Here is a 14399-nt window from a genome sequence, read left to right as displayed (position 1 = left end):
GCGAAGAAGGCTGCGCCTGCCAAGAAGGCTGCCGCGAAGAAGGCAGCGCCTGCTGCGAAGAAGGCTGTTGCCAAGAAGGCTGCGCCTGCTGCGAAGAAGGCTGCTCCCGCTGCCAAGAAGGCCGCTCCCGCGAAGAAGGCTGCACCGGCGAAGAAGGCTGCCGCTCCTGCGAAGAAGGCTGCTCCTGCGAAGAAGGCTGTTGCCAAGAAGGCTGCACCGGCACCCGCAGCGACGTCCGTCACGAGCGCAGCACCGGCAGCGACGGTGAAGACCGCGCTGAACCCGGCAGCAGCATGGCCGTTCCCGACGGGCAGCCGTCCGTAAGTGGTAGCTTGAGCTTGAGAAGTACTTCGACACATCGCGCGATGTGTCCGATGATCGAGTGGCGCTTAAGGTAGGTTGAGAGCGCTACTCGGTCAGGGTCCCGTTGCCGGTTTCCGGCGACGGGACTTTTTTTTGCCTGGCGTCTGGACCTGAAACCTGCTGCCCGGCGCGCTGTGTTTGCCAGGCATCGCTGGCCAAAGCTGAAACCTGCGGGCGAAAAAAAACGCATGCACAGGGGAGGGCATGCGTGTGAGGTCGCCGCGGCGGTGGCCTGAGCCTTGCCGCGCGAGAGGGGAAACTTTAGTGCGTGACGCGCGTCACGCCGCCGCTCGACAGGAGTCGCACGCGGTCGCCGGCACGGAAGATCTCGCCGGTGGCGCTCTGCGTGATGGCGCGCATGTCGCCGTTATCGAGCCGCACGGTGATCTCGAGGCCGTCGTGGACCGCGACGCCGTTCTCGACCGCATTGCCGGCGACGGCACCCGCGAGGCCGCCGATGATGCCCGTGACGATCGAACCGCGGCCGCCGCCGAGCGCACTGCCGGCCACCGCACCCAACGCGCCGCCGCCGATTGCGCCGAGGCCGCTCGGCTGACCGTTGTTCGAACTGATCTTGACGGCGCGCACGCTGTCGACCGTGCCCATGCGGACCGTTTCTTCGCGCTGCGCTTGCGACGCCGTATAGACGTCGGCGGAACTGCTGTTATACGCACACCCCGACATGGCCAGTGAACCGGCGATCAAGGCGGCCACGACCAGGCGACTCGTTGTTCTCATTCCCTAACTCCAATAGCTTTCGGTATTACGGCAGGTCGTATCCGAACGCCTGCTTGAACCGTTCGTTGATCTCCGCCCGCGTGGGCGCGTAGTTTTGCGGGCCCTGGCATTCGATCTTCAGCGCGCCCATCAGGCTCGCCAGACGGCCGGTGGTTGCCCAGCCGAGCTTGTTCTCGATGCCGTACAGCAAGCCGCCGCGAAACGCGTCGCCGCAACCGGTCGGATCGAGCACTTGCTGTGCCTTGACCGGCGGAATGTCTTCGACGCCGCCGGCATGATGGATCTGCGAACCCTGCTCGCCGAGCGTGACGATCAGCGCTTCGACCTTGCCGGCGATCTCTTCGATCGACCAACCCGTTTTGTTGCTCACCAGTTTGGCTTCGTAATCGTTGACAGCTACATAAGTAGCAAGTTCAATCATGCGCCGCAGTGTCGCGCCGTCGAACAGCGGCAAACCTTGACCCGGATCGAAGACGAACGGCACGCCCGCCGCGGCCAGGTGCTCCGAATGCTGGACCATGCCGTCGAAGCCGTCGGGCCCGACGATCGCGAGCGTGATGCCTTTTGCTTCATCGGCGCGATTCAGATGCGACTGCATCATCGCGCCCGGATGGAACGCGGCGATCTGGTTGTTCTCGAGGTCCGTGGTGATCATCGCCTGGGCGGAGTGCGTGTCCGGCACCACCAGCACGTTTTCCGTCGACAGGCCGAGCGCCTTGAAGCGGTCCATGTACAACTGCGCGTCGACCGCGCCGAGCGTGCCCATGATGCGCGCGTCGCCGCCCAGCAGATGCAGCGCGTAAGCCATGTTGCCCGCGCAGCCGCCGAACTCGCGGCGCATGGTCGGCACCAGGAAGCTCACGTTCAGGATATGGACCTGCTCCGGCAGGATGTGCTCCCGGAAGCGGCCTTCGAAAGTCATGATGTTGTCGTAGGCGAGCGAGCCGCAAATCAGCGTAGCCAAGGCGAGGGTTCCTGTGAAAACAATAAAGAAAGCGCGCGACGATACGACAGCGCCGCGCATGAAGCGCGGCGCCGGGGTTCGTGCGCGAAGGTTTTACTTCAGTGCGGCGAGGGCTGCGTCGTAGTTCGGCTCGTCTTTGATCTCACCGACCAGCTCCGCGTGCACGACCTTGTCGTGCTCGTCGAGCACCACCACGGCGCGCGCCGTCAGGCCCGTCAGCGGTCCGCTCGTCACGTCGACACCGTACGCTTGCGCGAACTCGTGACCGCGGAACGTGGACGCCGTGACGACGTTCTCGATGCCTTCGGTCGTGCAGAAGCGCGACGCGGCGAACGGCAGGTCGCCCGACACGACGATCACGGCCGTGTTGGTCAGCTTCGCGGCGGCTTCGTTGAACTTGCGGGTCGACGTCGCGCAGGTCGGCGTGTCGAGGCTCGGGACGATGTTCAGCACCTTGCGCTTGCCGGCGAAATCGGCGAGCGACAGCGACTTCAGATCCTTGCCGACCAGCGAGAAAGCGGGGGCGTTCTGGCCCACCGACGGGAACGTGCCGGCTACGTCGATAGGGTTGCCACCCAGCGTGACTTGACTCATGTTCTTGTGCTCCGGAAATTCGTCAGTGTTGACGATAGATGCGACGGTGAATGCGCCCGATCATGGCCGGGCGCGTGAGGATGCGTTACGGATAAAAAATCTGTACGCGGAAATTGGAGGCGACCGCGTTGCCGGTGTCGAGATGCACGATCATCGTCTGTGTGCTGCGGGCCGGCAGGCCGGCCGCGATCGGAGTGCCGGGCGGGACGTAGTCTTGTGGCCACAGCACGCGGCGCACGGCGACGTTGTTCTGATCGTCGAGCAGCGTGAGTTCGATAGCGGGGTAGGCCAGCGCCACGTTGAAGCGGTTGCGCAGCGGCATCTTCAGTTCGAGCTTGTGCGGGCCGTCGATCTGCCGCAGATCGGACGGTTCGACCTGCAAGCCGTCGATGTCGTGCGGCGGCGTGACGAGGCAGCCGAGTTGCGCGCAGGCTTTCGCGTAGAGCGTCTGCGTCCTCGGGAAGTAGACCAGCACGGTTTCGCGTTGCCACCAGGCGAGTTGCGCGAGCAGCGCCAGCACCAGCAGCACGGCCACCACCGAACCGGCGATGATCCAGCCCAGGCGTCGCGGCTCGGCCGGGCGGGTTTCGCGAACGACCGGGAACGGATCGACGCCGTCGTTCACCGGGTGAACGGAGAACGGTTCGCCACTGGATGCGGCCGCCGCGCCGGAGAAGGCAGTCGGGTCGTCGGTTGCGGAGGTGTTGGCGGTCGATGCGCCGAAGCGCGCCGTCGTGCCGCCGTCGGCATCGGCATCGGCTTCGGCGATAGCGGCGCCGGCCGCCACGCCTGCACCAGCTCCCGCAGCAAAACTGGCCGCGTTAAAACGCGGTTCGTTATCCGGGATGCCATGCAGACTGGCCGACTCCGGCAGAACGGGTTCGTCCAACGAAGGTTCGGAGGACCGATCGGTCTTGTGCCAAACCCGCGGCGCGTCTTCAGCCGGCGGTTCGGTCCGGTAGGCGAACGGTTCGAGCGGCGCGTCGGCCAGCACTGGTTCGTCGTCAGGCGGAACCGGCGTGCTGAATGCGCTGGCCGGCAGATCGGGTTCGTGCGCGTGAGCGTGATGCGGCGTGACCGCTACGCCCGCGCTGGTGGAAACCGGCGAGAGCGGCACAGTGTGGGTGTCGTGCAGCAGGCGATTGTCGACCGCGGCGTCGGGCGTTGGCGCCCACGGATCCCACGCTTCAGCGCTGAAATCGGGGCTCCTGGCGCGAACGCCGGATAACGCTTCGATCGCGGCGGCGGCTTCGACGGGTTTGGCGGTGGAGAAGTCGCCGCCTTCGGTGACGTCGAACAGACTGCTCGAGGCGTCGAATACTTCATGGCAATGCCCGCAGCGCACGAGGCCGCGGCGCAGCGCGAGCTGCGCCGGTTGCAGGCGGAAGACGGTTTCGCAGAAGGGGCAACGCGTTGCCAGGAGCATATTGAGCCGATAAGCCGAAAGGCCGTTGGTTGGACAATACGCCTTATTCTAATGGCTTTCGCGGCGCGTTCCCGACAGACATACCCAACCTTCGTGTTCGCGCCATACGCCGATATCGATCCACTGCGCGTAGACCTGCGCGACTTCGTCCGCCTGGCGCGCCAGAATGCCGGACAACGCGATCTTGCCGCCCGGCTTGACCTTCGACGCCAGCATCGACGCCATCAGCTTGAGCGGGTTGGACAGAATGTTGGCGACCACGATGTCGAACTCGCCGCTCGGGCAGGTGTCCGGCAAACCGTACGTAACGTCCGCGCGGTTGCGTTCGCTGTTCTGACGCGCCGACTCGACCGCTTGCGGATCGATGTCGATGCCGAACACCGGATTCGCGCCGCATTTCTGCGCGAGGATCGCGAGAATGCCGGAGCCGCAACCGTAGTCGAGCACCGACTGCCCGGCCTGCACCGATTGCTCGAGCCATTCCATGCACAGACGCGTGGTGGGATGGCTGCCGGTGCCGAACGCGAGGCCCGGATCCAGTTCGAGCACGAGCGCTTCGGGGTCCGGCGCGTCATGCCACGACGGCACGACCCAGATGCGCTCGCCGATCTTGATCGGATCGAATTGCGACTGCGTGAGCCGCACCCAATCCTGGTCTTCGACTTCCCGCACCGTGAATGACGGCGCGTTCGCGAGGCCAATTTCATTAGCTGCGGCGGTCAGCAGCAGCGCCGGTTCGTGTTCCGGCGCGAGCAGAGCGATCACGCGCGAACGTTGCCACGCGCTGCGATCCGGCGTGAGACCGGGCTCGCCGAACAGCGGCTGCTCGTCGGGCGTATCGGCGTCCGCATCTTCCACCGACACGGACAACGCGCCCAACTCGAGCAGCGCGTCGGAAAACTCTTCCGCGTGCTCGCGTGCCAGCTCGACGATCAATTCCCGGTAGCTCATGGCTTACGCTTCTTCCGGTGCGGCCTGCTGCTTCGCGGCCAGCCGGTTTTCGAGGTAGTGAATGCTGGTGCCGCCTTCGACGAACTTCGCGTCCAGCATCAGCTCGCGGTGCAGCGGGATGTTGGTCAGAATGCCTTCCACCACCATTTCCGACAACGCGATGCGCATCCGGTTGATTGCCTGTTCGCGCGTCGCACCGTAAGCGATCAGCTTGCCGATCATCGAATCGTAGTTCGGCGGGACGAAATAGCCGTTGTAGGCGTGCGAATCGACGCGAATGCCGGGGCCGCCCGGCATATGCCACGAGGTCAAACGACCCGGCGACGGCGTGAACTTGAACGGATCTTCCGCGTTGATCCGGCATTCGATCGCATGACCCTTGAACACGATGTCGCGCTGACGGAAGGCGAGCTTCTCGCCGGCCGCGATGCGGATCTGTTCCTGCACGATGTCGACGCCCGTGATCAGCTCGGTCACCGGGTGTTCGACCTGCACGCGCGTGTTCATTTCAATGAAGTAGAACTCGCCGTTTTCGTACAGGAACTCGAACGTACCCGCGCCCAGATAGCCCATCTTCTTGCAGGCGTCGGCGCAACGATCGCCGATCCGTTCGATCAGGCGGCGCGCGATACCCGGCGCCGGCGCTTCTTCGATCACTTTCTGGTGACGACGCTGCATCGAGCAGTCACGCTCGCCGAGCCACACCGCGTTCTTGAACGAATCCGCGAGGATCTGAATTTCGATGTGCCGCGGGTTCTCCAGGAATTTCTCCATGTAGACCTGCGGATTGCCGAACGCGCGGCCGGCTTCTTCACGCGTCATGTTGACCGCGTTGACCAGCGCCGCTTCCGTGTGGACCACGCGCATGCCGCGGCCACCGCCGCCGCCGGCGGCCTTGATGATGACCGGATAGCCGACCTGGCGGGCAATCTTCACGATCTCTTTCGGATCGTCCGGCAACGCGCCTTCCGAACCCGGCACGCACGGCACGCCGGTCTTGATCATGGTCTGCTTGGCCGTGACCTTGTCGCCCATCATCCGGATCGTTTCCGGGCGCGGGCCGATGAAGGTGAAGCCGGACTGTTCGACGCGCTCGGCGAAGTCGGCGTTTTCCGACAGGAAGCCGTAGCCCGGGTGGATCGCTTCGGCGTCCGTCACTTCAGCCGCGCTGATCAGCGCCGGCATGTTCAGGTAGCTCAGATTGGAAGGCGCCGGGCCGATACAGACCGCCTCGTCGGCGAGCTTCACGTACTTGGCTTCCTTGTCGGCTTCCGAATAGACGACGACGGTCTTGACGCCGAGTTCGCGGCACGCGCGCTGGATGCGGAGCGCGATCTCGCCACGATTGGCAATGAGGATTTTTTCAAACATAGCGGTTTTTCGACTCATCAATGGGCGCCCGGCCGGTCACGGTGCAGGCTGCCTCAGAGGATCGGTCGCGCGCCCCGGGAGGGCGGACGCGCGGGCGGCAGGCGCAAAAAGCGCAAAGCGTGCCGCGTTAGCCGACCACGAACAGCGGTTGGCCATACTCGACCGCCTGGCCGTTATCGACGAGGATTTCCTTCACCACGCCGGCCTTGTCCGACTCGATCTCGTTGAGCAGCTTCATCGCTTCGATGATGCAGATCGTCTGGCCTTCCTTGACCGTGTCGCCCACCTGAACGAACGGCTCGGCGCCCGGCGACGGCGCGAGGTAGAACGTGCCGACCATCGGCGACGTCACCACGTGACCTTGCGGGACGACCGGCGCCGGCGTAGCCGGGGCGCCTGCTGCGGCCGCGGCAGGCGCTTCGCCGCCCGGGAACGGAGCCGGCTGCGCGTATTGCGGCGCGTACGAGGCGGACGGTTGCACGTAAACCGGCGGCGCGTTCTTGACGATGCGCACCTTGCCTTCGCCCTCGGTCACTTCGAGTTCGGAGATACCAGACTCCGAGACGAGGTCGATCAGAGTTTTCAGTTTACGTAGATCCATCAGGAAGCCCCTTTCAATGCGTAAAGTGCCGGCGCATACGCAGCCGGCGCAAATTAGACGTGTTTGGAATCAGCCGCGCGACGAACCGGCGGCGAGCCGGTCGAGCGCGAATTCGAGCGCGTACATATATCCCTTCCAGCCGAGGCCGCAAATCACGCCCTCAGCCTGGTCGGAGAAATACGAGTGATGCCGGAACGGTTCGCGACGATGCACGTTCGACAGATGAATCTCGACGAACGGGATGCCGACCCCCGCCAGTGCGTCCCGAATGGCCACGCTGGTGTGCGTGTACGCGGCGGGATTGATCAGTATGAAATCGGTTTTTTCAGTCCGGGCGGATTGGATGCGATCCACCAGAGCGCCTTCGTGGTTGCTCTGGAACGACGCCAGTTCGACGCCTGCGTCCGCTGCGCGGTCCGCCAGCGCCTGATCGATCTGCGGCAAGGTCACGCGACCGTAGACCTCGGGTTCCCGGGTGCCGAGAAGGTTGAGGTTGGGTCCGTGCAGTACCAGCAGTCGCGTCATGGTCGCTTCTTTTTCCGTGGAATTGGGCGCACTTTAGCGCTGATTAGAGAAACTTGTCTAGTTTCCCGCACGTAACGAGCGACGCGGGCGGCGATTTGCCGTCGCGCCGGGCGCCCATCTTCTCTCAAATTCATGCGATTTGCGCGTATTTTTGCGCGTACCGGCAGGAATCGAGCGTTAAAAGAATGTGAAATTTAAAGCGCGTCGAGGGTCTGCCGGAGCGCTTCCGGGTTGATTTGGCCTAATTTTGTCGAGCGCACATTGCCTTTGGCGTCGATCACCACGGTGAACGGCAGGCCGCCCGCGTTGTTGCCGAAGGCCCGCGCCAGGTCGGCACCGCCAAAGCCGGTAATGTAGATCGGGTACGCCACCTTCACCTTTTGCAGGAACGCCTGGACGTTTTTCTCCGAATCGACGCCAAGTCCAACGAATTGGATGCCTTTCTTCGCGTAATCGCGCTGAAGTTGCGACAGCGCCGGCATTTCCTCGACGCAGGGGCCACACCACGACGCCCAGAAGTTGACGACGATTGGGTGCCCTTTCAGCAAACTTAGCGACTGCGGCTTGCCGTCGACGGTGGTGACCGGCGCGGCCCACAGTTGTTCGACCGCGCTCGGCGCGACTGTGGTTTGCGCCGCGTGGGCGACTTCGCTGTCGCCGCTGAACCAGTGATTGGCCAGCACGCCGCCGCAGGCGGCAACGATCGCGACGAGCGCGCCTGTCAGAATCCGTCTCGTATTCATGGTTATCAGTCTAATTAGTAGAAGGGGTAGCTTCGCTGCTGGTGAGCAACGCTTGAACCGCTTGCAGATTGGCCCGGGCTGTGCGGCCGCGTGCGTCGGCGCGCACCGCGCCGCGCAGGTCGTCGGTTTCGTAAAGCGCGACGTGGATGCCGACCGGCTCCGCCTCGCGCCCTTCGTTTGCCGGACGCCACAGGAAGCTCAGCGTTTCGACGTAGCCGCGTCCGGCGAAATGCCGCGTTTCGGAGACGTCGTACTGGATGTTGGCGTTCAGGAAGTAGATCGCGACTTCTTTCGGGTTGTCGCAGAACACCTGCAGATGAACGTCCGAGTGCTCGCCGGCCGTGCCGCCGAGCACCGCGCCGGTCAGATACGGATTGAACGGCGCTAGCCGCTCCATCCAGTCGACCGCGACACGGCGGAAGCGCCGCAACAGCAGCGGCTGGCTGTCGCCCTGAAAGAGCGACTGGTATTCACGGATTTCTTCTTCGATCTGGTCGTTATCGGGCAGCCATTCGCCGGCAACACGGCTCTCGCCGACTACCTGCCGGGCCGCTTTGCGCTTGGCCGTGGCGTAGTCGAGACCGTCTTCGGCGATCATCCTGGCAGCCGCGATAGCGATTTCTTCGCGCACGCGCAGGGGATCGAAATGTGATTTGCGGACCATCCGGCAATGATACTAGAGATTGATGGCGCGACTTTCCGCCACCGGGCGCTACGCCCCGATGCTGGCCGAACGGCCGGCCCCGCATAGGGCGATCGGGAGCCGTCGGTTACAATAGCGTCCTTCGCAGACGGTCGCTTCGGCATCGTTCCGGCCGCTCTTCTGCACTCCCATCCCACGCAAAAAACGCCCGCGCGGCACGACAGGCTTATGCACATCCACATCCTCGGTATCTGCGGCACGTTCATGGGCGGTCTCGCGGTCCTCGCGCGCGGAGCGGGTCATACCGTGACGGGCTGCGACGCCGGCGTCTATCCGCCCATGAGCACGCAGCTCGAGGCGCAGGGCATCGGCCTGATCGAGGGTTACGACGCCGACCAGTTGAACGGCCTGAACGCGGATCTGTTCGTGATCGGCAACGTGGTCTCGCGCGGCAACCCGCTCATGGAAGCGATTCTCGACCGCGGCCTGCCGTATGTGTCCGGTCCGCAGTGGCTCGGCGAGCATGTGCTGAACGGCAAATGGGTGCTGGCGGTGGCCGGCACGCACGGCAAGACCACCACCAGTTCCATGCTGACCTGGCTGCTCGAAGACGCCGGCCTCAATCCGGGCTTCCTGATCGGCGGCGTGCCGTTGAATTTCGGTGTGTCGGCGCGGCTGACCGATTCGAGTTTCTTCGTGATCGAGGCCGACGAGTACGACACGGCCTTCTTCGACAAGCGCTCGAAGTTCGTCCATTACCGCCCCAAGACCGCGGTGCTGAACAATCTGGAGTTCGATCACGCTGATATCTTCCCGGATCTCGCCGCGATCGAAACGCAGTTCCATCACCTGATCCGCACGGTGCCCGGCATCGGCCGGGTTGTGACGAACGGCCGTGAAGACGCGTTGGAGCGTGTGCTGACGCGCGGTTGCTGGAGCGAAGTGGAGCGTTTCGGCGTGCAGGGCGGCTGGGAAACCCTGCCGGCGGAAGACGGCGTGCCGGTCGACGAGCGTTTCGCCGTGTATCACAACGGCGCGCGCGTCGGCGTGGTCGAGTGGCAGGTGCAGGGCGAACACAACCGCATGAATGCGCTGGCCGCGATCGCCGCCGCGCGCCATGTCGGCGTGCCGCCGGCGCAGGCCGCGCAGTCGCTGGCGAGCTTTCGCAACGTGAAGCGCCGCATGGAAGTGCGCGGCAGCGTCGACGGCGTGACCGTGTACGACGACTTCGCGCATCATCCCACCGCGATCGATACGACCGTGGCCGGCTTGCGCGCGCGCGTCGGCCGCGACAATACGCGGATTCTGGCCGTGCTGGAGCCGCGCTCGAACACCATGAAGCTGGGCGTGATGAAAGCGCAATTGCCGGCCAGCCTTGCCGACGCCGACCTCGTATTCGGCTACGGCGCGGCCGCCGGTCGCGACGCGCTCGGCTGGAACCTCGGCGAGGCGCTCGCGCCGCTCGGCGGCAAGGCGCAGGCTTTCGACAATCTGGACGCGCTGGTCAAAGCCGTGGTTCACGCCGCGCGCCCCGGTGACCAGATTCTGGTGATGAGCAACGGCGGCTTCGGCGGCGTGCATCAGAAGCTGCTCGACGCTCTTTCCGCGCGAGGCGCTTCGTGATTCTTTATCTGCACGGTTTCCGTTCTTCGCCCAATTCGTTCAAGGCGCGCGTGCTGGCGGCGCGTCTGGTCGAACTGGGTCGTAGCGACGAATGGTGCTGCCCGATGCTGCCGGTGTCGCCGCTTGAGACGGTGGCGCTGGTCGAATCGCTGGTGGCCGCGGCCGGCACGAAGCGCGTCACGGTGATCGGCAGTTCGCTCGGCGGCTATTTCGCCACGTATCTGGCGGAAAAACACGGCTGGCCGGCGGTATTGTTGAACCCGGCGGTGGTGCCGCAGCGCGACCTGAGCGCCTATCTCGGCGAGCAACCGTTGTGGCATGGCGGCGGCAGTATCGTCGTCGAGCCGCATCATCTGGACGAGCTGCGCGCGCTCGGTGTCGCGTCGATCACGCAGCCCGAGCGCTATTATTTGCTGGCGGCCACTGGCGACGAAGTGCTCGACTACCGCGAAATGCTCGCGCACTATCCGGGCGCACGCACTACGCTGATCGAAGGGAGCGACCACGCGATCAGCGAGTTCGCGCAATACGTCGATGAGGTGCTGGCCTTTTGCGGCGCGGAAGACGTCGAACCGCCGGCGCCGCGCGAGGCCGCCTGAGTCTGGACGGTCCGGCGAACCGGCGTGCGACAGTAAGCCGCCTGCCGCGTTGCACAAACAGTTTCAACAGGATTCAACCCAGCTTCAACCCGCCGGCGCGCGCATCGCGCCGCGGATCCACTACCACGAACACGTTGCCGTGCCGCGCACGCAAGTCACCGATCGCCGAACCGGGTCGGACGCGCCGGCAGATGCAAGTCAGAACGAGAGTATTGAGTGAACGTTTTCTTCGAGGAATCGGGCAGTTTCAAGGCGGGCAGCGTGCTGTCGCGCCAGGGCGATGCTTTTCAGGTCGAGTTGCCGGGCGGCCGGCGTGCCAAGGTGCGCGCCAAAGACGTGTTGATCGAATTCGAAAAACCGAGCGCGGCCGAGCTGATGCAACAAGCCGACACCGCCGCGCAGGAGATCGATCTGGACTTCCTGTGGGAGTGCGCGCCGGAAGACGAATTCCCGTTCGCCGCATTGGGCGCGGAGTACTTCGGCGGAAGCTTTGGTGCGATCGAGCGTGCCGCTCTGGTGCTGCGCCTGCATGGTTCGCCGGTGTACTTCCGCCGCAAGGGCCGCGGCATGTATCAGCGCGCGCCGCAGGAACAACTGAAGATGGCGCTGGCCGGCCTCGAGCGCAAGCGTCAGCAGGCGCTGGTGCAAGCGGGCTACGAAGACGAGCTGAAGGCTGGCCGCCTGCCGGAAGGTTTCACCGGCAGCAAGGCGCTGGGGCTGCTCACCAAGCCTGACAAGAACACGATCGAATACAAGGCGCTCGAAGCGGCCGCTGCGGCGCGCGGCATTTCGCAGGCGCGTTTGATGCTGGACAACGGCGCGATTCCGTCGGCGCGCGCGCTGCACGAGGCGAAATTCCTGTCGGAGTTTTTCCCGCACGGCACGGGTTTTCCGCCGGTCACGGTCGGCAGCTTGCCGGAAGATTTGCCGGAAGCCGACGTGCAAGCCTTCTCGATCGACGACATCACCACCACTGAAATCGACGACGCGTTCTCCGTCGAGCATCTCGCCGACGGCCGTTTGCGGATCGGCGTGCACATCGCCGCGCCGGCGCTCGGCATTCAGCGTGGCGACGAGGTCGACGAGATCGCTCGCACACGCCTGTCCACCGTCTATATGCCGGGCGACAAGATCACCATGCTGCCCGACAGCGTCGTCGAAGCGTTCACGCTGGCCGAGGGCGGCTTGCGTCCGGCGTTGTCGCTGTATGTGATCGTCAACCGTGAGACCCAGGAGATCGTCGCGAGCGAAACGCGCGCCGAGCGCGTGTTCGTGAAGAACAATCTGCGTCACAACACGCTCGACGAACTCGTCACCGAAGAGGCGCTCGCCGCCGGCACCGGCGAGTATCCACACAAGGACGACATCGCCGTGCTGTGGCCGTTTGCGCAGGCGCTGTTCGAAAAGCGCCAGGCCGCGCGCGCCGTTTACGGTCTGCGCCGCGAGGTGCAGCGCAATACCGACTTCAATTTTTACGTGGAAGGCGAGCACATCACGATCACGCCGCGTCGGCGCGGTTCGCCGCTCGACACGATCGTCGCCGAACTGGCGATTCTCGCCAACTCGTCGTGGGGCGCGTACCTGCACGACCACGGCGTGCCGGGCATCTATCGCACGCAGCGCGCGTTCGGCGCGCCGACCGGCCCGAAGCGCACCCGCATGCAGACCAACGCCGCGCCGCACGAAGGCCTCGGCGTCACGCAATACGCGTGGAGCACGTCGCCGCTGCGCCGTTACGTCGACCTGGTGAATCAGTGGCAATTGATCGCGTGCGTGCAGCATGGCGTGACCGCGAAGCTGGCCGCGCCGTTCAAGCCGAAAGACGCCGATCTGTTCGCCGTCGTACAAGGTTTCGACGACACCTACAGCGCGTATGCCGATCACCAGCGTCGCATGGAGTACTTCTGGTGCTTGCGCTGGTTGAAGCAGGAGAACCGCAAGCAGGTGGTGGCGTCGGTGGTGAAGGGCGATCTGGTGCGCCTCGAAGAGATTCCGTTGCTGCTGCATGTGCCGGGTCTCGGCGTGCATGCACGCGGTACGCGTCTGCAGATGGAAGTCATGTCGCTCGACGAATTGACCGTCGAAGCGTCCGTGCGTCTGCTGCACGTGCTCGACGCGCCGGCCGTGACGAGCGGTAGCGAGGCTGAAGAAGCCGAGGAAGCCGACGAGAGCGAAGAAGAGATCAACGACGCGCCGGACGACAGCGCCGAAGGCGAAGCCGAGGCTCAGGCCGAAGCGGACCTCGACGGTGCCGAAGCGAGCGCCGAGGGCGACAGCGACGCGCAAAGCGCGGATGGCGCTGGCATGACCGACGCAACCGATGCCACCAATGCCGCCGCGGATCAGCACATCGCGGAGCCGGGACGATGAACTCGACCGATTCTCTCGATCGTTACGCGGTGATCGGCAATCCGGTCGGCCACAGCAAATCGCCGTTCATCCACGGGCGCTTTGCCGCGCAGACCGGCGAGCCGGTCGAGTACGGCCACCTGCTGGCGCCGGTGGATGCGTTCGTGCCGCACGTGCGCGCGTTTGTCGAAGCGCGCGGACGCGGTCTGAACGTGACCGTGCCGTTCAAGCTCGACGCGCATGCATTCGCCGACACGCTGTCGCCGCGCGCGGCTGCTGCGGGCGCGGTGAACACCTTGCGTTTCGACGCAAACGGCGTTTATGGCGACAACACGGACGGCTTCGGCCTCGTGCGTGACATCGAAGTGAATCTTGGCGTGTCGTTGAAGGGCGCGCGCATTCTGTTGCTGGGCGCGGGCGGCGCCGCGCGCGGCGTGGTGCTGCCGATGCTGGACCGCGCGCCGCATACGCTGACCATCGTCAACCGCACGGCGGCCAAGGCTGAAGCGCTGGTCGACCAGTTCGCGCAGGCCGCGCGCGCCGCCGCGTGCCGTCTGAGTGGCGGCAGCGCGCGAGCGATCGAGGCGGGCGCTTACGACGTGATCGTCAACGCGACGGCGGGCAGCCTGGACGCGTCGTTGCCCGAGTGCGACGACCGCGCGTTTGGCGGCGGCACGCTGGCTTACGACATGATGTACGGCGCGCAGCCGACGGTGTTCATGGAGCATGCGCGCAAGTTGGGTGCGCGCGGCGCGGACGGGTTGGGCATGCTGGTCGAGCAGGCTGCCGAATCGTTTTACGTGTGGCGCGGCGTGCGGCCTGACGGCGCGCCGGTGCTGGCCGAGTTGCGTGTGTTATTGAGTGCGCCATCGCACGCGTAGGGCGGGCGGTTCACTTTGCCGAATTCAC

At 64.9% G+C, this 14399-nt stretch carries 14 protein-coding genes and 1 pseudogene; 5 read left to right on the top strand and 10 right to left on the bottom strand.

Annotated elements, in window-relative coordinates:
• Nucleotides 1-324 (top strand): annotated as a pseudogene (locus HWY05_RS15385) (histone); the annotation flags it as partial.
• 300 nt (nt 325-624) lie between these two features.
• On the opposite strand, the gene HWY05_RS15380 reads toward HWY05_RS15385, so the two are convergent.
• The 10 genes from HWY05_RS15380 to HWY05_RS15335 form a co-directional block, all read right to left on the bottom strand.
• Entirely contained in the window at nt 625-1101 is a 477-nt protein-coding gene (locus HWY05_RS15380) for a glycine zipper 2TM domain-containing protein (protein ID WP_035548728.1), read from the bottom strand.
• 25 nt (nt 1102-1126) lie between these two features.
• Entirely contained in the window at nt 1127-2065 is a 939-nt protein-coding gene (locus tag HWY05_RS15375; RefSeq protein WP_176058850.1) for a carbohydrate kinase family protein, read from the bottom strand.
• 93 nt (nt 2066-2158) lie between these two features.
• Nucleotides 2159-2659 (bottom strand): thiol peroxidase, encoded by a 501-nt coding sequence (gene tpx, locus HWY05_RS15370; protein WP_035548722.1) that lies wholly within the window; start codon nt 2657-2659, stop codon nt 2159-2161.
• A gap of 85 nt (nt 2660-2744) precedes the next feature.
• Nucleotides 2745-4085, bottom strand: coding sequence for a zinc-ribbon and DUF3426 domain-containing protein (locus tag HWY05_RS15365; RefSeq protein ID WP_176058849.1), 1341 nt, complete (start codon nt 4083-4085; stop codon nt 2745-2747).
• A 48-nt stretch (nt 4086-4133) separates the two neighbouring features.
• Nucleotides 4134-5036, bottom strand: a complete 903-nt coding sequence (gene prmA / locus HWY05_RS15360; RefSeq protein WP_176058848.1) for a 50S ribosomal protein L11 methyltransferase — start codon at nt 5034-5036, stop codon at nt 4134-4136.
• 3 nt (nt 5037-5039) lie between these two features.
• Entirely contained in the window at nt 5040-6407 is a 1368-nt protein-coding gene (gene accC / locus HWY05_RS15355; protein ID WP_035548712.1) for an acetyl-CoA carboxylase biotin carboxylase subunit, read from the bottom strand.
• Between the two features lie 127 nt (nt 6408-6534).
• Nucleotides 6535-7008 carry an acetyl-CoA carboxylase biotin carboxyl carrier protein gene (gene accB, locus HWY05_RS15350; protein ID WP_035548710.1) on the bottom strand — a complete coding sequence of 158 codons (474 nt, stop codon included), beginning with the start codon at nt 7006-7008 and terminating at the stop codon, nt 6535-6537.
• A 69-nt stretch (nt 7009-7077) separates the two neighbouring features.
• On the bottom strand, nt 7078-7533 hold the full coding sequence (aroQ, locus tag HWY05_RS15345; protein WP_176058847.1) for a type II 3-dehydroquinate dehydratase: 456 nt from the start codon (nt 7531-7533) through the stop codon (nt 7078-7080).
• 194 nt (nt 7534-7727) lie between these two features.
• Nucleotides 7728-8276 carry a TlpA disulfide reductase family protein gene (locus tag HWY05_RS15340; RefSeq protein ID WP_035548706.1) on the bottom strand — a complete coding sequence of 183 codons (549 nt, stop codon included), beginning with the start codon at nt 8274-8276 and terminating at the stop codon, nt 7728-7730.
• Between the two features lie 10 nt (nt 8277-8286).
• The gene (locus HWY05_RS15335) at nt 8287-8940 is read right to left on the bottom strand and encodes a hypothetical protein (protein WP_035548703.1); all 654 of its coding nucleotides are present in this window, start codon (nt 8938-8940) and stop codon (nt 8287-8289) included.
• Between the two features lie 207 nt (nt 8941-9147).
• Between HWY05_RS15335 and mpl the strand changes: the two genes are divergently transcribed.
• From mpl to aroE, 4 genes are all read left to right on the top strand, one after another.
• Nucleotides 9148-10542, top strand: coding sequence for a UDP-N-acetylmuramate:L-alanyl-gamma-D-glutamyl-meso-diaminopimelate ligase (gene mpl / locus HWY05_RS15330; RefSeq protein ID WP_176058846.1), 1395 nt, complete (start codon nt 9148-9150; stop codon nt 10540-10542).
• Complete coding sequence (locus HWY05_RS15325; protein WP_176058845.1) at nt 10539-11141, top strand: YqiA/YcfP family alpha/beta fold hydrolase; 603 nt, start codon at nt 10539-10541, stop codon at nt 11139-11141. The genes mpl and HWY05_RS15325 overlap by 4 nt, the downstream gene beginning before the upstream one ends.
• Nucleotides 11142-11357: 216 nt before the next feature.
• Nucleotides 11358-13511: an RNB domain-containing ribonuclease gene (locus tag HWY05_RS15320; protein ID WP_176058844.1), complete on the top strand. Its 2154-nt coding sequence runs from the start codon at nt 11358-11360 to the stop codon at nt 13509-13511.
• Nucleotides 13508-14371 carry a shikimate dehydrogenase gene (gene aroE, locus HWY05_RS15315; protein WP_176058843.1) on the top strand — a complete coding sequence of 288 codons (864 nt, stop codon included), beginning with the start codon at nt 13508-13510 and terminating at the stop codon, nt 14369-14371. Before HWY05_RS15320 ends, aroE begins: the two co-directional genes overlap by 4 nt.
• The last annotated feature ends 28 nt before the right edge of the window (nt 14372-14399 follow it).

The sequence above is a fragment of the Paraburkholderia sp. BCC1876 genome (genome assembly GCF_902833695.1).
In the GTDB taxonomy this organism is placed as follows: Bacteria; Pseudomonadota; Gammaproteobacteria; order Burkholderiales; family Burkholderiaceae; genus Paraburkholderia.
The sequence above is the reverse complement of the archived record's forward strand: the minus strand, read 5'-3'. Positions and strand labels throughout refer to the sequence as shown.